Raw genomic sequence first — 25741 nt, 5'->3', positions numbered from 1 at the left:
GCGGCCGAACTCGCAATGGACGCCACCCGACCCGTCTGTTCATCGTGTCCGTTTTTTCAGATGGTAGGATTTCGGGCGCGTGAGATTGTGATAACCGAGTTCGGAAAGCGCCCCGCCGCGCCCGGTTGCCTTGCAGCCGGTCCAGCACAGGCCAGGGTCCAGGTAATCCGCGCGATTCATGTACACGGTACCCGTCTCGATTCGGGCGCCGAGATTTGCCGCACGGACAGGATCGGAGGTCCACAGCGAAGCGGTGAGGCCGTATTCGCTGTCGTTCATCAGCGCGAGCGCCTCTTCATCATTCGCGACCTTCATGATGCCCACAACGGGACCAAAGCTCTCATCGCGCATCACCCGCATGCCGTGATCCACGTTGATCAGCAGCTGCGGCATCAGGTAGGCAGCGCCATCATCGGCTGGAAAGAGCGCCCGATCGATCAGTTCCGTCGCGCCCGCGGCAACTGCTTCGGCGGCCTGAGCGCGAACGACAGCGGCGAAACGTTGGTGCGCCATGGGACCCAGCGTCGTCGTCTCATCGAGGGGATTACCCAATCGATAGCCGGAGACGATGCCAACCGCTCTCTCCACAAAAGCGTCATGGCGGGAGGCCGTAACGTAGATCCTCTCGATTCCGCAACAGCACTGTCCGGAATTGAACATCGCCGCATCTATCAACGTGTCGACCGCAGCATCCAGATCGGCGTCTTCCATCACGTAACCGGGATCCTTGCCGCCCAGTTCGAGCCCCAATCCGACAAAGGTTCCGGCCGCCGCACGTTCGATGGCACGCCCTCCGCCAACCGAACCGGTGAAGTTGATGAAGTCAAAATGCCTGGCGGCGATCAACTTCTCGGTGATCGCGTGATCGAGGAAGAGATTGATGAAGAGACCACGAGGCAACCCCGCTTCTTCGAACGCACGCACCATCCGCTCACCAACGAGCAGGGTCTGTGTGGCGTGTTTTATCACCACCGCGTTACCCGCGATCAACGCGGGCACGACAGTGTTGATCGCGGTGAGGTAGGGGTAGTTCCAGGGCGCAATCACCAGAACAACGCCGTGGGGTTCGCGAACTATGCGCCGCTCGAAATCTGCCGACTCTTCGACGACCAGGGGTGCAAGTGTTCTTTCGGCAATATCGGCCATGTAGGTGGCGCGTTCGTTCACCCCTCTGAACTCGCCACCGTAGCGGATGGGTCGGCCCATCATCCAGGCCAGCTCCGGTACCACTTCATGGGTCATCTCTCCCAGCCGCGCCACACCGGCACGGACCAGCGCTATGCGTTCTCCCAGGGGGCGCTGAGCCCACTCGCGCTGCGCAACCCGCGCCGCACCAACAGTGCGGGCAGCCTCTGCGGGTTCGGCAATTTGGCGCTCGGCGTAAACCGAACCATCAATGGGGGAGATACATTGCAGGACGTTCAGTGCGGACATCTCGCTTAAGCCCTCTCAAAACCGCGCACCACTTCCCAATCAGTAACGCGGCGATCATATTCGAACTGCTCCCAGCGCGCGGCATGGACGTAGTGGTCCACTACCTCATCACTCAACGCAGCGCGCAACATTTTTGAACCCTCCAGTGCCTCCGCTGCTGCGCGCAACGTGGTGGGTATCTCCCGAACTTCGTTACCGCGATAGGCGTTACCCACGAAGGCGGGTTCCAGTTTACGCCGGTTCTCGATTCCATCGATGCCCGCCGCCAGCAGCGCTGCCATTGCAAGATAGGGGTTCAGATCGGCCCCGCCGACACGGCACTCGACACGCACCGACTCACTGTCCGCACCGCAGATACGGTAACCGGCGGTGCGGTTGTCCAAGGACCAAACCGCCTTGGTGGGTGCAAAGGTGCCCGCCATAAAGCGCTTGTAGGAGTTGATGTAAGGTGCCAGAAAATAGGTGATCTCGCTCGCATGGTGCAACAGTCCGGCGAGGTAGTGTCGCATCAGCTCCGACATGCCGTGTTTCGCCTCAGGATCGTAGAACAGCGGTTTTCCATCCACGCTCCACAGCGACTGGTGGACATGCGAAGAGCTACCCGCCGCCGTGTAGCTCCACTTCGCCATGAAACTGACCGCATGCCCCTTGGACCAGGCGATCTCCTTGCATCCGTTTTTGATGATCGCGTGCCGGTCGGCCATGGTCAGCGCATCGGTATAGCAGACGTTGATCTCTCCCTGCCCGGCGCTGGCCTCGCCCTTGGTGTTCTCCACCGGAATATCGGCACCGTTCAAACCCGTGCGGATGGCACGCATAATCTCTTCTTCCTTGGTGGTCTGGAAGATGTGGTAGTCCTCGTTGTAGGCGCTAATCGGTGTCAGGCTGTGGTAACCCCCCTCCTGCGCTGCCTCATAACTTTCTTTAAAAAGGAAAAACTCCAGCTCCGAGGCCATGCATGCCTTCATACCCATTGATTCCAACCGGGCGACCTGTTTTTTCAAAATCGCCCGTGGTGCGTGAACAACCTCCTCATGAGTATGGTGGTCAAGTACATCGCAGATCACCAGTGCCGTTCCCTCCAGCCAGGGTATACGCCGCAGAGTCGAAAGATCCGCCCTCATGGTGTAGTCACCGTACCCTGTCTCCCAGCTCGTGGATTTATATCCGTCGACTGTCTCCATCTCCATGTCGGTGGCGAGCAGATAGTTACAGCTGTGCGTCTCTCGCCAGGCGCTGTCGACAAAATATTCCGCCTGAAAGCGCTTGCCCATCAACCGGCCCTGCATATCGACCTGCGCGGCAATCACGGTGTCGATCTCACCGTTGGCGACAGACTGTTTCAGCTCTGCAAACGTCAGTTTTCCAGCCATCTGGTTTGTCCACTTTTTGGTTGGTGTATGGATTCTATTGGTACCTGCACGCGGTCGGCGTCACTAGGCTATCGTTTCACTTTCGTGCCGAAACACACAACCCCAGGGGGCTGCACCCCCTGGGGTCGCGCCCTTCAGCGCCAGGTCCTTATCAGGTGTAACGATAGGGGCGGCCTGCCTTCGACATGACGTCGTTGTACTCCTTGAGAATCTTGACCACCTTAGCCGCGCGTGGACTCGTCTTGGCGATCTCATCCCAGAACTTGCGCGCCTCCACCTCGACCGTGCTCCACTCCGCATCTGGAATCGTGGTGAGTTTCAGTTTCGTGCCCTTCACGCGCAGATGCGCCTCGCCGCCCCAGTACCAATGCTGCCGGTAATAGTGCGAGCTATCCATAGTGACACGGAACAACTCTTTCAGGTGCTCCGGTACCGCGCTCCAAGAATCAGAGTTGGCGAAGTAAGAGCCAATCCAGGCGCCGGAGATATTGTTGGTCAGAAAGTAGTTGGTCACATCGGCCCAACCGACAGTGTAATCCTCGGTAATGCCGGACCATGCGATGCCATCCAACTCGCCCGTTTGCACCGCGACCTCGATATCCTCCCAGGGAAGCGTTACGGGTACGACACCGAAGCGCGACAGAAACTTACCCGCTGTTGGAAAGGTGAAGACGCGTTTTCCTTTGAGATCCGCCAAACTGTTGATGGGCTCGACGGTGTTGAAGTGACACGGATCCCACGCACCGGCGCTCAACCAGGTCACGCCTTTGACCTCGGAATAAGCCTCTTCCCAAATCTCCCTCAGACCATACTGGTTAAACAGCACAGGCACGTCCAGGCTGTAACGGCAGGCAAAGGGAAAATAGCCGCCAAAGACTGAAACATCCACAGGCGCGGCAATCGAATCGTCATCGCTTTGCACCGCGTCTATGGTGCCCTTCTGCATGGCCCGGAACAACTCGCCGGTAGGCACCAACTGATCGGCAAAATAGAGTTCGATCACCATCTCGCCATTCGCAATCTTGTTAAAGGCATCGATGGACGGCTTGATGACATGCTCTGCCAAGGCAGGACCTGCATAGGTCTGCAGTCGCCATTTGATTGTGGTCTTTTTTTGCGCGTGTACGTAGGGTGCACCGGCAGTTGCGACGACGGCGGCGGTTCCCAGGCTCGCCTTCTTTAAAAACTCTCGTCTGTTGCTCATTCTCTCAACCTCCTCTGGATGAATACTCCACTTATCGTCGATCCACTTTTTATCACCTGAATCCAGGAAGTGCTTTTACCCGGATCAGACAGCGGCGGATTCAGCGTGGACCGGTTGTGATACGCCGCCGGTTTCCATTCTCAAACAGAGCCGTTTTTTCCCTCATTCAACTGCTCGTCGCGTCATTTCCCGTAAACCGTGTCAGGCAGCCACAAGGCGATCCCCGGAAACACCATCACCAGGGCCAGGCCAACCATCATCACCAGCACGAAGGGAATGATCGACCGGTAGATATCCATGAGCGTGACTTCGGGAGGTGCCATGGCGCGCATCAGAAACAGGTTGTAGCCGAACGGCGGCGTCATGTACGCGATCTGGCAGGTAATGGTGTAAAGCACGCCATACCAGATCGGGTCGAAACCCAGGGCGATCACGAGCGGCACATAGAGCGGCGCGACGATAACGAGCATCGCAGTATCGTCGAGAAAGGTGCCCATGATCAGGTAGGAGACCTGCATCATGATCAGCACACCCCATGGGCTGAGACCCCAACGTTCCACAAACAGCGACTCGATCGCCTTGACCGCACCAAGCCCGTCGAATACGGCACCAAATGCAAGCGCGGCGAGTATCACCCACATGAACATGCAACTCACGGCCAATGATTTGCGCAGCGTCTCCTCCATGACATGTCGCGTCAAGCGCCCCTTGACCAGGGCGGCTACAGTAGCGGCCGTTGCGCCCACAGCGGAACTCTCCACCAGACTGGTGATCCCCATGACGAAAAGGCCGGTCATGGAGAAGAAAATCAAAAGCGGGAGTACACCGGCTCTCAGCAGCTTGAGTTTTTCCATCAACGGCATCTGCCGCTCAGCCTCAGCCAGCGGCGGCCCCAAATGCGGCTGCAGCTTGCAACGAATCACGATGTAGAGAATGAACAGACCCGCCAGCATCAGCCCGGGGAACACACCCGCCAGCCACAACTGACCCACCGGTTGCCGAGCGATCATGCCGTAGAGGACCAATACAACGCTGGGTGGCACCAGAATGCCCAGCGAGCTGCCCGCCTGAATGACACCGGTCACCATGACCTTGTCATAACCGCGCCGCAACATCTCGGGCAGTGCGATGCTCGCTCCGATCGCCATGCCGGCCACGCTCAATCCGTTCATCGCCGAGATCACAACCATCAAGCCGATGGTGCCGATAGCCAGTCCACCATTGAGAGGGCCAAACCAGACGTGGAAGGCTCGGTATAGATCACTCGCAATACCCGATTCGGAAAGCATGTAACCCATGTAGATGAACAGTGGCAACGTCAACAGTGGATACCAATTGAACAGCTTGAAGGCCGCGCTGAAGGGCATCTCGGTTCCACCATCGCCCCACAGGAGCAGCGCAAAAACGGTGGCCACAAATCCGATAGCACCAAAGACGCGCTGCCCGGTCAGCAGCATCAGCAGCATCGAGGTAAACATCAACAGAGCAATCAGCTCATAGTTCATGACAAGGTTTTCCCTCGTGCCCTGGCCAGGTCTTTGAAGAAGGTGGCGATCACCTGCAACAGCATCAATGCAATACCGACGGTCATAACAACCTTGATGGGTGCCATGGGTGGTGCCCACGCCGAATAGTTTTTCTGACCGTATTCGATGGCGTACTGAGTGCTCGATACTCCCCCGTACAGGAGGAAGACGATATAGAACAGCAGGCATGCCGAGGTGATCGTGTCGGCAAACGCCTGCCGCTTGGGCGACCACATGCCGTAGACAAGATCCATCCTGACGTGGGCATCGATCTGCATCGAGTATGCTCCGCCCAGGATGTAGTAGGCGGCCATGGTCATCTGCGCCACCTCCACCACCCAGATCAGAGGTACGTCAAAGAAGGTTCGGGATATCGAGGAGTAGAGCAGCACGCCCATCATGACGAAGATGAGATACATCACCGCCCTGCCCACTCGGCGGTTCAAGGCTTCGACGTAGCGCACGTACATTCTTATCGCTTTAGGCATTTACCCGTTTTTCCACCGTTGCCGAAAAATCTCCCGGTGATAGATTTGATTCCCTAATAAACTGCTCCCGCCTTCACCAGATACTTCGACAGCTTCTCTGCCATCGACTGCTGGCTTGACGGACTGTCGATCAGGTCATTTCGAATCTCGATCATCACATTGGGGAGTCCGTATGGAAGTGCATGCTCGGTCAGAGTGTAGGTCACCCCATCTTCGGGTCCGTAGGGCTCATTGCGCCTGACGATCAACGCACTCTCTTCCGCGAAGATCTTTATCAGCGCATCCGCCAATCGGCTATCGACATCGTGCAGAATGCCGATATCCAAATCGCGGCTGACACCCTTGAAAACCGAAGTGAACGAATGAACGGTGACCAGGATCGGGTTGGACCCACGCGCAAGCTTGTGCTGAACGTTGGCATTCAGTGTGTCGCGAAACGGCTCGTAGAACCGACTGACTCGCGCCTGACGATCCTCAGCGGAAAGACCAACATTGCCAGGGATCTCATAGACCTCACTCTCCGTGGCCACCGCGCTCTGCGCCGATGGGGGACGATTACAGTCGTAAACCAGTCGTGAGATCCGGGGTACTATCAATGGTGCATCCAGTTCGACGGACATCGCCTGCGCAACCAGGAAGGCACCGGGATCCCAGGCGATGTGACTTTGCAACACATCCCCCTCGAGCCCGAGATTCTTCAACTCGTCTGGAATGAAATTCGAGGCGTGCTCGCAAACCAGGATGAACTCTCCCGCGCCCGTCGGATTCAGCACCTCTACCACCCTATCGGGGGGCAGAGCATCCGCCGACATGAGATCCTCCATCGTCACACTTGCCTCCCTCTCCACCTGGTTGTATATATTTCTTCACCTTTTTTACTTGTGTCAAGTTGTTTACTGTTTGATTCTTTTCTTCAGAATATTCCATGACGTATATTTTTCAACTGCGTTCGGAATGGGTGCAGCACGCCGTTAGCCAGGGGAACTGAAGGTTATGGATACAACTCAAGAACTTACCGTTGCCGAGCGGGTGCGCAGCCGATTCACGGAGCTGACCCGGGCCGAGCGTCAACTCGCCAATATGATCCTGGAGAACTACCCGGTCTCCGGCTTGGGCAGTATCACCGCCATCGCCGAGACCTCAGGCGTATCGACCGCCACAGTTGTGCGGATGGCCAGAAAACTGGGATTCGATGGCTTCCCGGAACTCCAGGCGATGTTGCGCTCTGAACTGGAAGCGACCATCTCGAACCCCATCACCAAGCACGACCGCTGGGCAGAAAAGGCACCCGACACCCACATCCTCAACCGATTCGCCGATGCTGTCATGGAGAACATGCGGCAAACGCTCCGGCAGTTGAACCCGGAGACATTCAACGCCGTGGTCGCCCTGCTTTCGGATCAGGCTCACACCGTCCACGTGGTCGGCGGTCGTATCACGCGATCGCTGGCCGACTACTTCTTCACGCATATGCAGGTGATACGCAACGGAATGACATTGGTCGCATCAAACTCGAACACCTGGCCCCACTACGTCCTCAACATGCGGCCCGGGGACGTACTCGTCGCCTTCGATATCCGGCGTTATGAAAGGGATATCCTGCGATTGGCCGAAATGGCGTCGTCAAAAGGGGTAACGTTGGTGTTGTTTACCGATCAGTGGGGTTCCCCTGCCGCCAAGCATGCGACGCACAGCTTTCACTCACGCATCGAAGCACCGTCGGCGTGGGACTCATCGGTCGTCACGCTGTTCATCGTGGAAGCGGTCATTGCCGCTGTGCAAACCGCCACCTGGAAGGAGACGAAAAAGCGCATGAACGCGCTCGAGGAATTGTTCGATCAGACGAAGTTGTTCAGAAAGTTTATCTAGCGACGCGCGCCTCCAAACAGGTCAGCGGCCCCTTGCGGAAGCGGTGCTCAGGGATTCAGCGCCCGGTAAGCCACACGCGCGGCCACCAGCAACTGATCGCGTGTCAGCTCCCCGCTCAGCGCATAAGCAAACGAAGTATCAATCCAGTAGAAAACACCCACGCCTTCGCGCACATCGTAACGAAACGCGACCTGCGAATCGCCATGCTGCATACGGCGCACGTAAAGCGTGAGGCGTTTCCCCGAATCATCCTCGTACATGAATTGCGCCGCGGGGCTACCATCGTTTGCCGGCAGCAATCGACCACCTACCAATGCGAATCCTGCCTCCTGCAACGGCGGTATCGTCACCTTAGCGCCTAGCCGCTTGGTGAGCCACGCGGCCAGATGCTTCTCCTCCTGAGCCGATACCTCGACCGGATGCCGCACTTCGGGCGTATAGACGGCGTGGGCCACCAACGCCGGCATAACGAGCGCCTGATGCAGGGGATCCGCTTGCGGAAGATTCGCACCGCGGATCGACCAGCCGATGACCGCCCCAAGCGCGACCCAGCCGATCCCGGCCGCCACTTTGGGCCAGTAGCTTCGCCGTCTCGACCTCAGCACAGCGGCACTCAACTTCCCGGGAACCGGTTCCGCCGCGATCGCCCCGACACCATTACGCAGCACCTCTTCGATGCGCGCATAGGCCCGCAGGCGTTCAGCCTCTTCCGGGTTGGCCGCAAGATACTTCTCGACAGTCGCACGATGCACCGAATCTTCGATCTGCCCATCCATATAGGCATGCAGATCGCGCTCAGTGACTGGCGTTGTGGTGGTCACTATTTGATGCTCCTGAGACGCGGTGCGCTCTCGCCATCCACCCACCGACGCAGTCGTTCCCGGGCCCGAAACAGCCTCGACATCACGGTTCCCAAAGGCACGTCCAACACCAGCGCAACCTCCTCATAGCGCATCCCTTCCACCGCCACCAGCAAAAGCACCGCACGCTGGTCAAGGGGGAGCCGAGCCAATCCCTTTTGCACATCGTGCCACCCGAGGTGCGCATCGGTGCCATCACGGTGGCACCCCTCGGCGCCCGAATCCAAGGGAACCTCCGTGCCGCGGCGGGCCTCCTTACGAATCCTGCTGACATGGAGATTGTGGAGCATCGTAAACAACCAGGCGCGGATATCGGAACCGGTCCGCCACAGCCGCGACTTGCGACAAGCGCGTTCCAGGCAATCCTGCACCAGGTCATCGGCCTGCGTGGAATCCCCCGTCAACGCACACGCATAGCGCCGCAGACGGGGGATCTGCTCGATCAACAGGCCCTGAAAAGCGTCCTCCATAACGTCAGAGAGACTCGAAAGCTATTCGATTCCCAGCAACTTCATCGCCTGAGCCAACGTTTCGACCGACCGCTGATGATCACCTGCCTTGTGCAACGTTTCACCTTCGGCCCGCAGCTTCTTGACCTCTTCCATCTGCGACATGGTCAACTGGGGATTGGCATCCAGGGCCGCATCGATCGTCTTCATATCCTTGGGACAGTGGAAGGCCAATGCCGGGGCACTGAGCAATGACAGGGTTAAACCAAGTACGAGGGTTCCAGCTTTCATAGCGTTGTCTCCAGTTCCAAATTGGGGGTACTCGACGCTGTTAACGCGCAAGGGCCGCGTTTATTCCGGCGGAGCAGGAAATAGTTTAGTACGGAAGTAAGTTTTAGCGCGGGATACCTGGATAATGCCTGTCGCTGCCAAGCAACGGAAAAACTGCAACACGCCGCGTAGGGTTCTCTTCAAATCCTACCTGCCCAACCAATTAAGAAGGGCCCCGCAAGGGGCCCTTCTTAATTTGGCGGAGAGGCAGGGATTCGAACCCTGGGACCTGCAGAGCAGGTCAACGGATTTCGAGTCCGTCCCGTTCGACCACTCCGGCACCTCTCCTAATACTTTGTTATTCAGCAGGTTAGCACGGCATGTCGCGCTTAATCCAAGCTGGCCAACCAGAGGGCCGGGATTCTACACCAGTAAAAAAGCTATGAGTAGCGGGATACCCGTTTGAACCATTGGGGATAGAGCGTTGACATAAGAGTGCAACTGCGAATACTTACGCCATACTTCAATCAAACTGTTTAAACTGGCAGGCTAATCGGATAGAATGTTGCGATGCAACACGAACGCGCCTATTACCGACTGACAGTCGCGGGGATTCTTGCCCTCTCCACCCTGACGCTGTCGGCCTGCAAAAAACCCGTCTCGCATCTCGAGCGCGTAAAGCAGGCGGGTGAACTGGTCGTTGTAACCCGCGACGCTTCCACCAGTTACTTCCAGGGTCCGGATGGTCCCGCCGGCCTGGAGCATGATCTGGCGCTGGGCTTTGCCGAGCATCTGGGGGTGCAGCTTCGGTTGGTTGTCGCCGAGCGAACTGCCGATATTCTCCCCATGGTGGCCAGTGGCGAAGCCGATCTCGCCGCTGGTGTTACGGTACGCCGCCAGCTGGGGAGCCGGGTCCGCTTCACCCCCGACTACCAGAAAATTACCCAGCAGCTCATCTATCGCAGGGGCGAGCGCGACCCCGCCTCCATCGATGACATTTACGAAGGTTATCTTGAGGTGGTCAGCGGCTCCGCCCACGCCGAAACCCTCGAATCCCTGCGCAAGCAATACCCTGAATTGCGTTGGGTGGAAACCCCCGCGGCACGCACCGAGGAGCTGCTCAATCGAGTGTGGGAGAAACGCGTCGACTTCGCGATAGCGGATTCGCACGAGATAGCCTATGTGCGCCGCTTCTATCCCGAACTCAGGGTCGCTTTTGATCTGTCGGAACCCAAGCGCATTGCCTGGGCTTTGCCGCTGTCGACAGACGATACACTCTACCGCGCGGCCACCAAGTTCATCCGCGGCGCCAAGGAAGATGGAACACTCGCGCAGTTGAAGGAACGGTACTTCGGTCATGTCAACGATTTCGACTACGTGCAGACCAAGGTGTTTCTGCGTCACATCGAAAAGCGACTGCCGCGCTACGAGCCCCACTTCCTGACCGCCAGTTCCCGCTACGAGGTGGATTGGCGCCTGCTCGCCGCCATGGGCTATCAGGAATCAGCATGGAATCCCCGCGCAATCTCACCGACCGGTGTACGCGGAATCATGATGCTCACGCTCGCCACGGCCTCGCATGTAGGCATCAAGAACCGGCTCGATCCCGAGCAGAGTATCCTCGGTGGCGCACGCTACTTCAGCCGCATTCTCAGCCAGCTCCCCGAACGCATCACCAATCCGGATCGTACCTGGCTGGCGCTGGCTGCCTACAACGTGGGATTCGGTCATCTGGAAGATGCGCGTGCCCTGACCCAGCACCTGGGCATGGATCCCGATCGCTGGGTCGATGTGAAGAAGCAGCTGCCGTTGCTGCGGAAAAAGGAGTTTTACGCCTACCTCAAGCACGGTTACGCCCGCGGTGACGAGGCGGTTACCTATGTTGAGCGAATCCGCGATTACTACGAGCAGTTGATGCGGCGCTTTCCGCTAACCGATGAAACCCGCCAGAAATTCGCGGAAGATCTGGTTGCCAGCAACACCCCGAGTTCCTGACACACTAGCGTCGTTCGCGGAAAAACTCCCGCACTCTCTCCCCGCACGCCGACTCCAGCACGCCACCCGTCACCTCAATTTGATGATTGAGTTGTGGGTGGCGCACGATATCCATCACACTGCCCGCGGCACCCGTCTTGGGGTCCAGCGCTCCGTAGACAAGTCGCGCAATCCGCGCATGGATCATTGCACCGGCACACATTGCACATGGCTCCAAAGTGACATAGAGCGTAGTGCCCACCAAGCGATAGTTGCCGACCCGCTCCGCGGCCGCGCGCAGCGCCTGTACCTCGGCATGGGCAGTGGGATCATGACTGGTGATCGGTCGATTCCAGCCTTCACCGATGATTTCGCCATCTTTAACCAACACGGCACCTACCGGCACCTCCCCCTCGCCGGCTGCGGATTCAGCCAGCTCCAGAGCGCGCTGCATAAAGTGCGTATCGGTGTCGTTGCTCATTGACCTGTGGTTTGTGCTCTATGATGAACACTTGAAGGAGCAGGGTGGTGGTCGCGCAATTCTACAGTATGCTGTCGTGAGACAACGAACCACACAGGGAACACTCCATGAATCGATTTGTGATAGCCGGGGTACTTGGCCTGATGGCAATCTCCCCCGCGACCGCGGACTCCCAGCCACTCACCTACGATCGCGTCCACTTGAGCGCCGCCGCCAGCGATCAGGTCGAAAATGACATCGTGGTCGCGACGCTCTATGCACAAGAGGAGAGCCAGGACGTGGCGCGGGCCAGCGATCAAGTGAATCGATTGATTGCCGCGGCCCTGCAAACCGCGAAACAGCAGCACGCGATCAAGTCCCAGACTCTGGAGTACCGGACAACTCCGGTCTATCAATCGGGAAAACCGACGGGGCAGTGGCAGGTCCGGCAGGCGATGCGTCTGGAGAGTCGCGACAGCAAGGCCTTGAGCGCATTACTGGGAGAGCTGCAGAAGACGCTGGCCTTGCGTTCGCTCACTTACGAGCTTTCGCCGGAGTTGCGCAAACACATCGAGGATCAGCTCACCCAGCGCGCCATCGAAGCGTTCAAAACCCGTGCGCAACTGATCACACAAGCATGGGGGCGCAACCAATACCGCCTGGTGGATATGCAGGTGTCCGACAGCGGCGGTTCCTCGCCGCAACCGATGTATCGCGGTGCTGAAATGAGTCTTGCACGCTCAGCGCCTACCATCGAGGCGGGCGATCAGCAGGTGACCGTCACCATTCAGGGGACAATCGAATTGCTTGGTACTCTTTCAAAATGCTATTGACGCCTGCAGTTGGTCTGTCAGCGTTCCTGGCAAGGCGCGGCTCGCTGCGAATGGCCTAGTCCTTTGCAAGAGCTGCAACGCCGTCCAGGGACGCTGACAGGCCAACCCGCAGGGCACCCCTCTGGTGTCCCGCCGCGGCGTTGCGCCGCGTGACAAGGGCTGGGCCATTGCCTGCGCAACGCGCCTTGCGGCGAAACACCACAGGGGCGCTGAAGGCGTCAATAGCATCTTGAAAGAGTACTAGGCCGCCTGCGCCAAAGCTTTCTGCTCCGCGTACCGCAGCAGCAACTCTTTCTCGCGGGCAGCGAATACCTCTACTGAGCGCAACTTGACATGCCCGTAGCCGCGCACGGAGGCCGGGAGGTTTGCGATTTCCACGGCCAGATCAAGATTAGCTTTGCTGAGTGTCGGCAATAGCCCTTTGATGGTTTCCCGATAACTTTCAATCAGTCGGCGTTCCATGCGCCGTTCGGCGGTATGGCCAAAGGGATCGAACATTGTGCCGCGCAATCCCTTGAGCCGCGCCAGGCCACGGAACAGGGGAAGCACCCAGGCACCGAAACGTCGTTTCATCGGTAGTCCCGTGACGGGATCCCTGCGAGCCAGAAACGGCGGTGCAAGGTTGAACTCCAACGCGTAGCCGCCCTCGAACTGTTCCGCGATGGTTGCCAGAAACTCGGGCTCGCTGTGCAGTCGCGCCACCTCGTATTCGTCCTTGTACGCCATCAACCTGAACAGGTCGTGCGCCACGGCCCGGGTGAACGCATCAGCGCCCGCGACTCGCTGATCCACGGCTTCCGACACTTCGTGCACAAACCGGCGATAGCGCTCAGCATAGGCGGCATTCTGGTAATTCGTTAAATAATCGACACGACGCGCGACCATTGCCTCGACACTCTCAGTCGATACCGCCCGGTCCCGCGTTTCGCTCGGGTCGATCCATGCGCGCAATGCGTCCGGATACTCGGCGAGCACCCTGCCCAGGGTAAAGACCTGCTGGTTGGCGGCCACGGCGACGCCATTCAACTCGATGGCGCGTTCCAGCGCCGCGCGGCTCACCGGAACCAGACCGCGCTGCCATGCATAGCCAAGCTGCAGAACGTTGGCGCCTGTGGTACTGCCGGTCAGTCGCTCGGCCCAATGGCGAAACGCCGCCGCATCGGTCCGTTCACGACCGACCTGAGCGCGAATGCGTTGCAGCATCAGCGATGCGTTGAGGTCCTTGTCGGGATTCAGCACCAGTTCGGCGGTCGGCATCACGTCCACCGATGCCACCACCCGCGTATCCGCTTTCAGCGCCGCCAGCGGTTCGGGTTGATTGGCCACCACCAGATCGCAGGCGATCAGGGCATCGGCGCGCGCGCGATCGATACGTACCTGGTGGAGTTTCCCGACATCCCTGGCCAGACGCACGTGACTGATCACCGCACCGCCCTTTTGGGCGAAACCCATGAAATCGAGCACCGATGCTGCATGCCCCTCCAGATGCGCGGCAACACAGACGATCGCGCCGACGGTGACGATGCCGGTGCCGCCAACACCGGTCACGAGGAGATTGAAATCGCCGTCGCCCAGCGCCACTGCGGGTTCGGGCAACCCTTGCGCCAGCCGCGCCAACTCATCTTCATTGACGCGCGAATGCTGCCGTAGCCGCCCACCCACCACGGTGACAAAACTGGGGCAGAATCCGTCGTTGCAGCTGTAGTCCTTGTTGCAGGCCGTCTGATCGATGCGCCGCTTCCGCCCCCACTCGGTCTCGACCGGGGTAATCGCCAGACAGTTCGATGCGGTACTGCAATCCCCGCAGCCTTCGCAGACCTGTTCGTTGATCACCAGGCGCCGTGCCGGATCGGGGTACTTACCGCGTTTGCGCCGTCGCCGCTTCTCGGCCGCACAGGTCTGCACGTAGAGCAATACCGAAACGCCCGGCGTGCCGCGCAACCCCTCCTGAACGGAATTCAGCCGATCACGGGGATAGAAGCGCACTCCAGAAGGGAAACGCTCGCGCGCGAACTGCTGGTCATCGTCCGACACCACTGCCAGCGTCTTTACGCCCTCGCCAGCAAGTTGATGGCAGATGGCGTCGACCGTGGGGCTCCCCTCCACCGGTTGACCGCCGGTCATGGCGACCGCATCGTTTACCAGGATCTTGTAGGTAATGTTCACACCCTCAGCGACCGCAGCGCGTATCGCCAGCGATCCGGAGTGCGAGAACGTACCATCGCCCAGATTCTGAAACACATGCCCGGTTTTGGTGAATGGCGCGAGGCCGATCCAGTTGGCACCCTCACCGCCCATCTGAATCAGCCCCTGGGTATTGCGGTCCATCCACGCCGCCATGTAATGGCAGCCGATACCGCCGTAAGCACGGCTGCCCTCGGGCACCCGGGTGGAAGTGTTGTGCGGGCAACCGGGGCAGAAATAGGGCACACGCTGCCCGAGCGACTCCACCGCCGCGGGTGCTTCAATCACCACGGATTCATCGATCAACTTCAACTGCGGCCGTGTACGCACCAACCAACGCCGCAGGACAGAGCGCAAAAGATAGGGCCGTGTCTCATCGACCTCGGGAATCAACGGCATGCCCTTTTCATCGCGTTTTCCCAACACCAGCGTACCGATCCTGCGATGATCAAAAAGCAGTGACTTGAGCTGCTGCTCCACCACCGGCCCCTTCTCCTCCACCACCAGGACTTCATCCAATCCGGCCGCAAATGCAAGCATGCGTTGTGGTTCCAGGGGGAAGCTCAGGCCCACTTTGTAGAGCCGAATTCCGAGGCTACTGAGATCGTCCGGACTTAGACCCAGATCTTCCAATGCCTGCATCAGATCGAGATGTGCCTTGCCGGTGGTGACGATCCCCAGCGTCGCCTCGCGCGGATCGGCCAGCAGGCGGTCTATGGAGTTGACGACGGCGAATGCCCGCACCGCATCGAGCCGGTTCAACATGCGTTGCTCAATCTCGGCGCTGGGCAGATTGGGCCAGCGGTAGTGCAACCCGTCCGCCGGCGCCGTGAACTCCACCGGTACAGCGAAGCGTGGCATGACCTCGGGCACGGTCACCACACCTGCACTCTCCACCGTCTCGGAGATCGCCTTGAACCCCACCCACGCACCTGAAAAGCGCGACAGCGCCCAACCGTAAAGTCCGAATTCGAGATAATCCTGCAGATTGGCCGGATTGAGAATCGGCATATGCCACGCCTGAAGAGCGAGATCGCTCTGGTGCGACATGGACGACGAGACACAGCCATGATCGTCGCCGGCCACCACCAGCACCCCGCCGTGGGGCGAACTGCCGTTGGCGTGGCCGTGCTTCAACGCATCGCCCGCCCTATCGATGCCCGGTCCCTTGGCGTAGAACAGCCCAAAGACACCGTCGCGAGTCGCCGCTGCACCCTCCGCCTCCACTTGCTGCGAACCGGCCACCGCCGTCGCCCCGAGTTCCTCGTTGATGGCAGCGACAAAGTGGATGTCGTGGCGTTCAAGATGCACCTGCGCCTTCCACAGCGCCTGGTCGTAGCCACCCAGTGGAGATCCGCGGTAACCGCTGATGAATCCCGCGGTATCGAGCTTGGCCGCACGGTCGGCGCGCGCCTGCAGCAACGGCAACATCACCAGCGCCTGCGTACCGGTGACATAGAAACAACCGCTTTCGCGGGTATAGCAATCGTCAAGCGCATAGCGCCTATCAACGGTCGTGCTCACACCTCTTCCTCCTGGTGTTCAAGCCGCTCTACGGCGGTTTCATCACGTACAAACAAAGGCTAGCAAGGGTGAAGCGAAATATTTTTGCTATTATTGCGCTGTATTTGCGTCGACGAGCAATTATAGTTCTTATTTCTCATTAAGGAGCAATTTAAATGCCATACGACCGTTATGAAGCAAATATCCTCTCGATACTTCAGCGTGACGGTCGGATAACCAACCAGGCGCTGGCCGAGCAGGTGGGCCTCTCCCCCGCCCCCTGCTGGCGACGGCTGAAGGCCTTGGAGGAGAGCGGCATCATTCGCCGCTATGCTGCGATCCTCGAGCCGGAGAAGGTTGGGATAGGATTTTGTGTCTTCGCACACGTCACCATCACGCGCCACAGCGAAGGCATCGTCGAGCAGTTCGAACGCGCAGTGATGAACCGGCCTGAAATTCTGGAGTGCTACAGCACCATGGGCAGTTCCGACTACCTGCTCAAGATCATGGTGGCAGATGTCGCCGCCTACGATGCCTTTCTCCACAGCTGCCTTTTCGTGCTACCCGGCGTGCGGGGCGTTGAATCTTTCGCGTCGCTGAGGGAGATCAAATACGACACCGCTCTCCCCCTGGCAGACTCCCAAGGCAGTCAAACCACCCTGTAACGCCACTATTGGACTGCTACCCCTCGCCTCACCCGCCCTCAGTCACGCGACGGAGGCGGTCTCGGTGCCCGAACCCAGCGCCTTCGCACCGTTGGGCATCGGGGTGGTAGGGTTGATCGTCGCGAAACGTTACAAGAAAAAAGACTGAGAACCGCCTGATCGCATCGTGCCGAGCCGACACTCCGGGCCAACGCCATCGGTCCGAGGTTCATTCCACGGTTTCTCTGCCCTGCTCAGCCGGCAATCCCTGAGCCCGCAACCGACGTCGCGTCAAAAGGGGCGCCAGCTGTGCGATCAGCATCCCCGCCAGCATCAGCGCGCCGCCCAGGACCCCCCGCCAGCTCAACCCCTCATTGAGCACGATCCAACCCGCCAACGCCGCAAAAACCGCTTCCAGGCTGAGCAGAATCGCCGCATGGGCGGCCGGGGCGTTGCGCTGGCCGACCACCTGCAACGTGTAACCCACCCCCACCGCCAGCAGGCCGCTGTAGAGAACCGCGTCCATCGCTGCGCCGATACCCGCCAGGGAGATCGGCTCGAATACCAGGGCTGCCGCCAGGCTGAGCAGGGCACAGACTGCGAACTGCACGCACGCCAGCGTAATCACCGGTACGCGCCGCGAGTAGCGGCCCAGCACCAGTACATGCACCGCCCAGAACACTGCGCCTAGGAGTTGCAATCCATCACCCAACGAAACGGCGAGATCTTCGGTCACACTGAGAAAATAAAGACCGACGACCGCGAGGATCGCACCGGTCCAAGTGCCTGTCGGCGTACGGTGACTGGCGAGCAGGCCCAGGAGCGGAACGAAGAGTACGTAGAGACCGGTGATAAACCCGGCATTGGCGACGCTGGTCCAGAGCAGGCCCGCCTGCTGCAATCCGGCGGCAATGAAAAGCACACCGCCGGCCAGCAAACCAGCGTTGAGGCTATCGCGGGTGCGGTGAGTTGATACCTCGAATCGCTGCGCGCGGATCGCCCAGGGCAACAGCACCAGCGCGCCGATGGTAAAACGCAGCGCGTTGAAGAGCATGGGGCCGACCGATTCCATGCCGAGACGTTGGGCGACGAAGCCGGTGCCCCAGATGAGGGCGGCCAAGAGCAGCAGAGCGTCGGCGCGGTAAGTGCGTGGAGTCATGGGAATAGCTGTCAAACCAGAACCTCAGATTACCTGCCTGCCCGCGATCACTACGAGTGACATCTGCTGGCAATGCCTCCGAACCACACCTATTCCACCAACCGCGCCTGCGCGATTGAACACGATCCGCATTACTCCCGCCCGATTGCGAATAGCCCGTAAATATTCAGTACTGGCGCGGGTGTTGCGGTGGTCACAAGTGTTGAAATCATGGGAAATGCCACTGTTAGGATTGTTCGGTTATATTCATGCGTGGATTGCACGCAGAAGCGCGCATCGATTCAATTACCCCACCCTATTACAAATTTTGCATCAAAACTTCAGAGATTCTAAAGCCCGGCTTCTTCCATGGTGGTGGTCGGCACCGAACTTGGAATCCAACGGAAGGAACCAGCCATCACCTCGACACCCTCTCAAAAAAAACGCACAGCCTCAAGCCTACGCAGTGCCGGACAACCTGCGTGGCGCCGGCCCGCAGCCGATCAGATGATTCTGCGTTCTTCTCCTGATCATCTGGTGGCGTGTCCAAAACACGCAACAAAATGTATGCTTACGAAACCTCTGATTAAGTCGTGTTCAGTGATTCCTTAATCAGAAGACGTTCAGCGTACTTTGATTCCCGTCAACACATACTCAGGCCGTCACAAATACGTTGCCGTCCGACGCCTAATGGCATCAAACAGATAATGGGTGAACGATATGCGTTACCTGGCACTCGTGACTGACTACGATGGAACATTGGCCTCGGATGACAGCGTGTCGGAGCAGGTGGCACGCGCCCTGGAGCGCGTGAGGGTTTCCGGCAGGCGGACAATCCTGGTCACAGGTCGCCGGCTCGACGATCTGCTGGCGGTTTGTCCCTGCGCGCAGCTGTTCGACATCGTCGTCGCCGAAAACGGCGCCATCGTCTACGATCCCGCAAGCAGGGAAGAGACGCAACTCGCCAATCCACCGTCCAAGCTGCTGATACAGGGCCTGCAGGAGCGCGGGGTTGATCCGCTGGAGATCGGACAGGTGCTGGTGGCGACGCACGCACCGCACCGTGCGGCGGTTCAGGACGTCATCTGGGAACTCGGCCTCGAGGCCCAGGTGATCGGTAATCGCGGCGCGGTCATGATACTGCCGGCCGGCGTCAACAAGGCAACTGGGCTTGAGTACGCACTGCGCGAACTGGGGCTTTCGCGCCACGAGGTGGTGGGCATCGGTGACGCGGAAAACGATCATTCGTTTCTGGAACGCTGTGAATGCGCCGTGGCGGTGGCCAACGCGGCACCCTCCATCAAGGCGATCGCCGACTTCGTGACGGTGGCCGAGAATGGTAACGGGGTTATCGAACTGATCGATGAGTTGATCGCCAACGATTTACGCCGACTGGCAGGTACACTTCCACAACATTTAATTTTGCTCGGGAAACGCGCGGATGCAACCACGGTGCAACTGCCGCCCTACGGCCACAACATGCTGGTTGCCGGGCCTTCCGGCTGCGGCAAATCCACGCTCGCCGCCAGCGTCGTCGAGCGTCTCATCGAGAAGGACTACCAGGTCTGTGTTATCGATCCAGAGGGCGATTACGGAACGCTACGCGACATCGTGACGCTCGGTAACCAGTGGCGCGCTCCCAGCGTCGGCGAAGTGTTGTCGATTCTCGAAGATCCGAAGATCAATGTGGGCGTCAATCTCCTCGGTATTCCGCTGGATGATCGACCGAATTTTTTCGCCCAGCTCATACCGAACCTGCAGGCCATGCGCGCCCGCACCGGGCGGCCGCACTGGCTGGTGGTGGACGAGGCACACCATATGCTGCCCAGCACCTGGGGTCACGCCGCAGCCGTGCTGCCGCAACAGCTCCAGGAGACCATCCTGGTCACCGTGCATCCAGACCATGTGGCGCCGGCCATCCTCACTCCGATCGACGTGGTTGTGGCCATCGGCCATTCGCCGCAAGAGACTCTCAGGAAATTCGCTGACGCAACGGACCAGCCATTGACGTGGCCGGAAGGTCTGTCGTATCAACCGACCAATGTCGTCGTCTGGTTTGTCCGGGATGGGCAGCCACCGTTTTCGATGCAGGCACAGCGCGGGCGGGCCGAGCGCATCCGCCACCTCCGCAAGTACGCAGAAGGCAACCTGCGCTGGCACAGTTTCTATTTCCGCGGCCCCAACAACCAGCACAACCTGAAGGCGCAAAATCTGATGGTTTTCTGCCAGACCGCCCAAGGCATCGATGAGGCGACCTGGATGTACCACCTCCACCGCGGCGATTACTCGCGCTGGTTCCGCCATGCAATCAAGGATGATTACCTCGCCGACGAAACGGAACGTGTCGAACGTCGTACCGACCTCGAACCCTGGCAGACACGGCGGATGATTACAGAGTTGGTGAATGCCCGTTACACACTGCCGGAATAGAAGGCTGGAAGCCGCCGTCGAGCACCCATGTCCCGCTGAAATTGCACCTCGTTCCTCGGCATCGCTTATCTCCTTGGAAAACCAAGCAATGCCGGTTTGCGCACCCTACTGGTTCACTGGTTGAGCCACATTGGCAATCAGGAAAACGCTTGACCATGATCCCGCAATCTGCCCTCGCCATCGTCGCGCTCTTTGCGAGCCTTGTCCTGCTGGTGATGGGGAACTCGTCCCTTGGAACCATCGCCGCGCTGCGCCTGGAGATCGAAGGTTACGAACCCGGCGCCATCGGCATCGTGCTGGCGCTGACCTCGCTCGGCTTCGTCCTGGGCAGTTTGTTTGGCATACGAATCGTCCAGCGCGTCGGTCACATCAGGGCTTTCGCGGTGTTCGCCGGCATCGCGGCCGTGGCCGCGCTGTCACACCCGCTGCATGTCTCGATACCGGGATGGATGTTGTTCCGACTGGTACTTGGGTTCTGCATCGCCGGACTGATGCTGGTGACGGAGAGCTGGATCAACTCGCACGCGACGCCGCAGTCGCGAGGCTCCCTGCTGGCCACCTACATGGTGCTTTTCTTCCTTGCGGCCTCGAGTGGGCAGTTCATCGTAGCGCTTGGTGACCCCGGCATGTATGGGCTGTTCGTGATCGCCGCTATCTTCATCATTCTGTCGCTCGTGCCGATCTCACTGACCCGGTCAACGCCGCCCCAGATGAAGCGTGGGAAGAGGCTCGCCTTCAGTGTTCTGTGGGCCCGCTCGGAGCTGGGACTGGGCGGCGCTGCGGTCAGCGGCGTCGTCCTGGGAGCATTCGGGATCGTCGGCCCTGTATACGGCTATGAAATGGGCTTGACGGTCGAGGAAATTGCCGTCTTCATGGGCATCTCGATCCTCGCGGCGATGGTGGTTCAATGGCCGATGGGGTATTTGTCGGACTACCTGCCGCGCCGCCTGGTAATCGTGTGCGTTACGGGCGCTGCCGTGGGCATGGCGCTGTTCACTGCCGCCTTTGGCCAACGTTCGTCAATGCATCTCTATGGCGGCGTGGCCTTGTTCTATGCACTGGCCGCCTGCATCTATCCGTTGAGTCTGGCGCTGACGCATGACATGCTCGCCAAGCACCAGATCGTGCCGGCAAGTTCACTACTGCTGCTTGCAAACGGCCTGGGTGCAGTGGCCGGGCCGGCCATCGGCGGCGCGGCGATCACTCTGCTTGGGCCGTCGGGGTTGTTCCTGTTCCTTGCCGCCGCGCTGGGGCTGTTGCTGCTGTTGGCGCTGCATTCGTTCGCGAGTGAGAGGGCTCCCCTGGTGCGCGAGCAGTCGCATTGCGTGGGCATCGCGCCGGTATCGACCGCTGTGATCATAGATCTCGATCCGAGGCAAGAATCGGGTTGACCGCCGCGCCGCCAATGTAGACGATTCATACGGCAGGCAGCAGAGCGCTGTGTCGAAACGGTTTGCTCTCGCGGTGCGCTCGCTCCACCAGGCGCGCGACCAGGTTCGTGAGCGTACCGATGAGATAGGTGGTAGCGATGACCGTGATTTCCAGTCGACTGACTGTCGTGCTCTTCACCCCCATGGCAAGCGCCGACAGCATGACCAGAGCCGCCGCCGTGGTCTCGCTCGCCAACGTATCATGTGCCGGGTACCAGCCAGAGGTAAAGGCGAACAGGAGGAGCGGCTCGAGCGTGAGTGCGAGTGCGACGCCAGGCAGCACGGTGTTTCCCGTCATGTTCGCGGTGAACCCGCGACTGAGCCCGGGGTAGCTGAGGGCATCTATGTAGCCGACAGCGAAGGCAAGCGCCAGCAGCAATCCGTTTCTTGTCGTAATCGAGCATGGTTCAACCAATGGAAAATGCGGCTCAGGTGTGATTCGGGAACCTGATCGGTCGCAGTTCCAAAAGTCTATCGCAGTGGCGTGCATATCGAAGCTAACCATTCGACAGTCATGACGCACTCCCGCTTCCGCCCAACCCAAGCTAGACATCATGCACTGACCCGCCCAAGCTCAATGTTCGCGAGGTTCCCTAGGTGTTAAAAGCACACAGCAAGTGGCAGAGCCACATTGGGGGGGGCAGGAGATGAAAAGTGTAACCCAAAAAATAGTGGAGAGTTGAATCCGTACCGCTTTAGCGTTGATCCGGATGCAGCATACTTCAGTCTGGACCTGCACAAAACACCATAGCGGTGTCCAACCTGGTGACAAGCTTTTTCGTCCACAGTGTCGCGTAGGGCAGATGGCGTAAGGGGTGCAAAAACCTCAACTAACACAGAGAAGTCTGTTAAAGGATTCACGCGGCGTAACTTTGAACGGCGAACACATGACAGGAGTGCCGCTAATTTGTAATCTGCGTTTTCTGAAGTGGTTGTGCTCCGTCTTTTGCCGGCATGTTTTATCACCCACGCGACGTAGCGATTCATCCATTCCTGCAGGAACTTCCTGCTGTCTGCACCGATGTCGCCTGACGGGTCAAATTATCCTTCCTTGGTGTGGATGAATGCTTCGGGCTGTCCCAGCGTCGGCACGTCCAGATATGCAAGGGTGGTGCGCAGATGCTGCTGCGCCACCGCCGTGCCGATGGTGCCGATCGAGGCACCCAACACGCTGGCCGGTTTGCCCGCCCAGACGCTTTCTCCATAAGGGCGCGAGGCATGGTCGATCGCGTTCTTGAGCACGCCCGGAATGGAACGGTTGTATTCAGCTGTGACAAACAGCAACCCCCGGGCAGTCTTGATTTGACCTTTCAAGCGCTTGACGGCCTTGGTCTGGTTTGCGCCGTCGTCCTGGTTGTGGAGCGGCAGGTCGCCGATCTCGACTTGGTTGAACGAGAACTCTGGCGGCGCAAGTTTAGCGATTGCAGTCGCGAGCTTGCGATTGAACGAATCACGGTGAAGACTGCCGATCACTACAGCGATGGGGTATGGGCTCATTCGGACTATCGGTACACCAGTCCACCATCTATGAGAGGGGCCTGTCCTGTCATGTAATCAGAATCGGGTCCCGCCAGGAACGACACGAACGCGGCGACGTCCTCCGGCGTCTGCGCCCGGCCGAGCGCGATACCCTCAACATACTTATCGTAAGTCGCGCCCACCGCCGCGCCTGTGAGCTCGGCGAACCGCTTGTCGATCTCTACCCACATATCGGTACCGACGATGCCGGGGCAGTAGGCGTTGACCGTGATCCCGGCATTGGCATACTCCTGCGCCGCCACCTGCGTCAGGGCCCGCACCGCAAACTTGGTCGCGGAGTAGACGCCAAGCATGGCAAAGCCATCGTGTCCGGCGATGGATGCAGCGTTGATGATTTTGCCCTTCTGCTTGCGCTGTTGAAATTTCTTTGCCGCAGCCTGGATACCCCACAGCACGCCGTTGACGTTGACCTTCAGTATCTTGTCCACTTCCTCAGGCGTGACATCGGCGAGCGGCTGAACCTGCGCGATTCCGGCGTTGTTGATCATGACGTCGAAACCGCCGAGCGCCTTCTCGGCGTGCTCGATCGCGGCATAGACATCGTCGCGTTTCGTGACATCGGCCTTGAAGGTCGTTGCCTTACGGCCCAATTTCTTGACCTTATCCGCGACTGCATTCGTCGTCTCGTCGTTGACATCCACGATCGCGATGTGCGCGCCGTCCTTTGCCAGTCTGAGCGCAATCGCGCGGCCGATGCCCTGGCCCGCGCCGGTAATAAGAACCACTTTTCCTTCGATGCTCATGTTTATTCTCCTATCAAAGCGTCGGTGACGTCGAATGAAGCGCTATCGCATCATTCCTGATCTCATCCGTAGATTGACTACTCTCTTAGTCCCCGAACCGATGATTCGAACGTCCATTTCACATCCATATCACTTCGTCTTCCTGAAAACATCGAGCGCGATCTCGTAGCTCGGGTCGGGGTGCTTGAACAGGTATTCACCGTGGCGGATCGATGCCAGCACGCCGGCGCGCTGGCGCACGGCTTCGAACGGTGAACTGGCGTCCAGCACCAGGAAATTGGCCGGCTTGCCCGCTTCGATACCGTACTGGTCGTCCACGTTCAAGGTCCGGGCGCCATTGTAAGTGATCAGGTCCAGGCACCGGTCCAGCTCGTCGAACGACATGGTCTGTGCCAGGTGAATGCCATTGTCCAGAATGTTCATCAGGTTGCCGTTGCCGGCCGGATACCAGGGGTCATTGATCGAGTCCTGGCCGAAACACACATTGATGCCGCTCTCCCAGAACTCCTTCACCCGGGTCAGGCCGCGGCGCTTGGGATAGGTGTCCTGGCGGCCCTGCAGATAGGCATTCTCGGTTGGCAGCGAGATGAAGTTCAGCCCCGAGCGCTGGAACAGCCCCATCATGCGGAAGGCGTAGGCATTGTCCGCCGAGCCAAACGAGCAGGTATGGCTGGCGGCGGTGCGCGTGCCAATCCCTTCGGCCATCACCAGGGCGTTGAGCAGTTCGACGAAGCGGCTCATCACGTCGTCGGTCTCGTCGCAATGCACGTCGATAAGTTTGTCGTGCTTGACGGCCAGTTCAACGGTGCGGTGGATGGACTTCTCGCCGATCTCGCGTGCCCACTCGAAGTGCGGGATGGATCCGACACAGTCCGCGCCCATCTTCAGCGCCTCCTCGATCATCTCGTCACCTCCCTTGTAGGCGTACATGCCCTCCTGCGGGAATGCGACTATCTGAATGGTGACGTTGTCTTTGAGCTGTTCGCGGACTTCCAGCATCGCCTTCAGTCCGGTCAGTGTGGGATCATCCACGTCGATGTGGGTGCGGATGAACTGAACACCTCTGGAAACCTCTTCCCCGATGCCCTTCAGCGCACGCTCTTTGGCGTCTTCGAGCGTCTGGGTTTTCTTGACATCGTGCCAGCGGGCGATGCCCTCGAACAGGGTGCCGCTGGTGTTCGTGGCACCCTCGTTGCCGGCGGTATACACGTAATCCAGGTGCAGGTGGGCATCCACATAGGGCGGGACCACCAGGCGATCCTGCAGGTCGATTTCCTCGTCCGCCTTGGGCAGATTCTTGCCGATCTGTTTGATGACGCCTTTATCGACCAGGATCTCGCTGGCTTCATCGTGCTGCCGGTAGATCAATGCGTTGGTGAATTTCTTCATG

General features: G+C 59.2%; 22 protein-coding genes, 1 tRNA gene and 2 pseudogenes. 8 read left to right on the top strand and 17 right to left on the bottom strand.

All coding sequences use genetic code 11. The features are described from left to right. Positions 1-39: 39 nt before the first annotated feature. From DWQ09_06075 to DWQ09_06050, 6 genes are all read right to left on the bottom strand, one after another. On the bottom strand, positions 40-1425 hold the full coding sequence (locus DWQ09_06075; GenBank protein KAA3629870.1) for an aldehyde dehydrogenase family protein: 1386 nt from the start codon (positions 1423-1425) through the stop codon (positions 40-42). A gap of 14 nt (positions 1426-1439) precedes the next feature. Then, positions 1440-2807: a glutamine synthetase gene (locus tag DWQ09_06070; GenBank protein KAA3629791.1), complete on the bottom strand. Its 1368-nt coding sequence runs from the start codon at positions 2805-2807 to the stop codon at positions 1440-1442. A 151-nt stretch (positions 2808-2958) separates the two neighbouring features. Beyond that, positions 2959-4011: a C4-dicarboxylate ABC transporter gene (locus DWQ09_06065; GenBank protein ID KAA3629790.1), complete on the bottom strand. Its 1053-nt coding sequence runs from the start codon at positions 4009-4011 to the stop codon at positions 2959-2961. A gap of 182 nt (positions 4012-4193) precedes the next feature. Beyond that, positions 4194-5516, bottom strand: a complete 1323-nt coding sequence (locus tag DWQ09_06060; GenBank protein ID KAA3629789.1) for a C4-dicarboxylate ABC transporter — start codon at positions 5514-5516, stop codon at positions 4194-4196. Next, a complete protein-coding gene (locus DWQ09_06055; GenBank protein ID KAA3629788.1) occupies positions 5513-6025 on the bottom strand; it encodes a TRAP transporter small permease in 513 nt (170 codons plus the stop codon). Before DWQ09_06055 ends, DWQ09_06060 begins: the two co-directional genes overlap by 4 nt. Positions 6026-6078: 53 nt before the next feature. After that, on the bottom strand, positions 6079-6837 hold the full coding sequence (locus tag DWQ09_06050; GenBank protein KAA3629869.1) for an N-formylglutamate amidohydrolase: 759 nt from the start codon (positions 6835-6837) through the stop codon (positions 6079-6081). A 181-nt stretch (positions 6838-7018) separates the two neighbouring features. On the opposite strand from DWQ09_06050, the gene DWQ09_06045 reads away from it, so the two are divergent. Then, a complete protein-coding gene (locus tag DWQ09_06045) occupies positions 7019-7894 on the top strand; it encodes a MurR/RpiR family transcriptional regulator (GenBank protein KAA3629787.1) in 876 nt (291 codons plus the stop codon). A gap of 47 nt (positions 7895-7941) precedes the next feature. Here the strand turns inward: DWQ09_06045 and DWQ09_06040 are convergent, their stop codons facing one another. The 4 genes from DWQ09_06040 to DWQ09_06025 form a co-directional block, all read right to left on the bottom strand. Continuing rightward, positions 7942-8670, bottom strand: a complete 729-nt coding sequence (locus DWQ09_06040) for an anti-sigma factor (GenBank protein ID KAA3629868.1) — start codon at positions 8668-8670, stop codon at positions 7942-7944. 44 nt (positions 8671-8714) lie between these two features. After that, a complete protein-coding gene (locus tag DWQ09_06035; GenBank protein KAA3629786.1) occupies positions 8715-9224 on the bottom strand; it encodes an RNA polymerase sigma factor in 510 nt (169 codons plus the stop codon). A 21-nt stretch (positions 9225-9245) separates the two neighbouring features. Then, positions 9246-9494 carry a hypothetical protein gene (locus tag DWQ09_06030; GenBank protein KAA3629785.1) on the bottom strand — a complete coding sequence of 83 codons (249 nt, stop codon included), beginning with the start codon at positions 9492-9494 and terminating at the stop codon, positions 9246-9248. Between the two features lie 236 nt (positions 9495-9730). Next, positions 9731-9821, bottom strand: a tRNA-Ser gene (locus DWQ09_06025). 222 nt (positions 9822-10043) lie between these two features. Here DWQ09_06025 and DWQ09_06020 point away from each other — a divergent pair. Beyond that, the gene (locus DWQ09_06020) at positions 10044-11468 is read left to right on the top strand and encodes a membrane-bound lytic murein transglycosylase MltF (protein KAA3629784.1); all 1425 of its coding nucleotides are present in this window, start codon (positions 10044-10046) and stop codon (positions 11466-11468) included. A gap of 4 nt (positions 11469-11472) precedes the next feature. On the opposite strand, the gene DWQ09_06015 is transcribed toward DWQ09_06020, so the two are convergent. Beyond that, positions 11473-11928, bottom strand: coding sequence for a tRNA adenosine(34) deaminase TadA (locus DWQ09_06015; protein KAA3629783.1), 456 nt, complete (start codon positions 11926-11928; stop codon positions 11473-11475). 107 nt (positions 11929-12035) lie between these two features. On the opposite strand from DWQ09_06015, the gene DWQ09_06010 reads away from it, so the two are divergent. Further along, on the top strand, positions 12036-12740 hold the full coding sequence (locus DWQ09_06010) for a DUF541 domain-containing protein (protein KAA3629782.1): 705 nt from the start codon (positions 12036-12038) through the stop codon (positions 12738-12740). Continuing rightward, positions 12736-12984 (top strand): annotated as a pseudogene (locus tag DWQ09_06005) (hypothetical protein). The gene DWQ09_06010 and the pseudogene DWQ09_06005 overlap by 5 nt, the downstream one beginning before the upstream one ends. On the opposite strand, the gene DWQ09_06000 reads toward DWQ09_06005, so the two are convergent. Further along, positions 12981-16448 carry an indolepyruvate ferredoxin oxidoreductase family protein gene (locus DWQ09_06000; protein KAA3629781.1) on the bottom strand — a complete coding sequence of 1156 codons (3468 nt, stop codon included), beginning with the start codon at positions 16446-16448 and terminating at the stop codon, positions 12981-12983. The pseudogene DWQ09_06005 and the gene DWQ09_06000 sit on opposite strands and share 4 nt — an antisense overlap. A gap of 155 nt (positions 16449-16603) precedes the next feature. On the opposite strand from DWQ09_06000, the gene DWQ09_05995 reads away from it, so the two are divergent. Both DWQ09_05995 and DWQ09_05990 read left to right on the top strand, forming a co-directional pair. After that, entirely contained in the window at positions 16604-17092 is a 489-nt protein-coding gene (locus tag DWQ09_05995; GenBank protein ID KAA3629780.1) for an Lrp/AsnC family transcriptional regulator, read from the top strand. A gap of 7 nt (positions 17093-17099) precedes the next feature. Then, positions 17100-17240: a PEP-CTERM sorting domain-containing protein gene (locus DWQ09_05990; protein KAA3629779.1), complete on the top strand. Its 141-nt coding sequence runs from the start codon at positions 17100-17102 to the stop codon at positions 17238-17240. A 60-nt stretch (positions 17241-17300) separates the two neighbouring features. On the opposite strand, the gene DWQ09_05985 is transcribed toward DWQ09_05990, so the two are convergent. Continuing rightward, entirely contained in the window at positions 17301-18230 is a 930-nt protein-coding gene (locus DWQ09_05985; GenBank protein ID KAA3629778.1) for a DMT family transporter, read from the bottom strand. A gap of 699 nt (positions 18231-18929) precedes the next feature. On the opposite strand from DWQ09_05985, the gene DWQ09_05980 reads away from it, so the two are divergent. Beyond that, positions 18930-20639 carry an HAD-IIB family hydrolase gene (locus DWQ09_05980; GenBank protein ID KAA3629777.1) on the top strand — a complete coding sequence of 570 codons (1710 nt, stop codon included), beginning with the start codon at positions 18930-18932 and terminating at the stop codon, positions 20637-20639. Between the two features lie 155 nt (positions 20640-20794). Next, positions 20795-22030 (top strand): MFS transporter, encoded by a 1236-nt coding sequence (locus DWQ09_05975; protein ID KAA3629776.1) that lies wholly within the window; start codon positions 20795-20797, stop codon positions 22028-22030. Between the two features lie 25 nt (positions 22031-22055). Here the strand turns inward: DWQ09_05975 and DWQ09_05970 are convergent, their stop codons facing one another. The 4 genes and pseudogenes from DWQ09_05970 to DWQ09_05955 all read right to left on the bottom strand — a co-directional run bounded on the left by DWQ09_05970 (position 22056) and on the right by DWQ09_05955 (position 25740). Beyond that, positions 22056-22625 (bottom strand): DUF1275 domain-containing protein, encoded by a 570-nt coding sequence (locus DWQ09_05970; protein KAA3629775.1) that lies wholly within the window; start codon positions 22623-22625, stop codon positions 22056-22058. Between the two features lie 44 nt (positions 22626-22669). After that, positions 22670-23566, bottom strand: a pseudogene (locus DWQ09_05965) (NADPH-dependent oxidoreductase). A gap of 5 nt (positions 23567-23571) precedes the next feature. Beyond that, positions 23572-24351, bottom strand: a complete 780-nt coding sequence (locus tag DWQ09_05960) for an SDR family NAD(P)-dependent oxidoreductase (protein ID KAA3629774.1) — start codon at positions 24349-24351, stop codon at positions 23572-23574. Between the two features lie 129 nt (positions 24352-24480). Continuing rightward, complete coding sequence (locus DWQ09_05955) at positions 24481-25740, bottom strand: cytosine deaminase (protein KAA3629773.1); 1260 nt, start codon at positions 25738-25740, stop codon at positions 24481-24483. Position 25741 lies beyond the last annotated feature (1 nt).

This window comes from Pseudomonadota bacterium (assembly GCA_008501635.1).
Classification (GTDB): Bacteria; Pseudomonadota; Gammaproteobacteria; order QQUJ01; family QQUJ01; genus QQUJ01.
The sequence above is the reverse complement of the archived record's forward strand: the minus strand, read 5'-3'. Positions and strand labels throughout refer to the sequence as shown.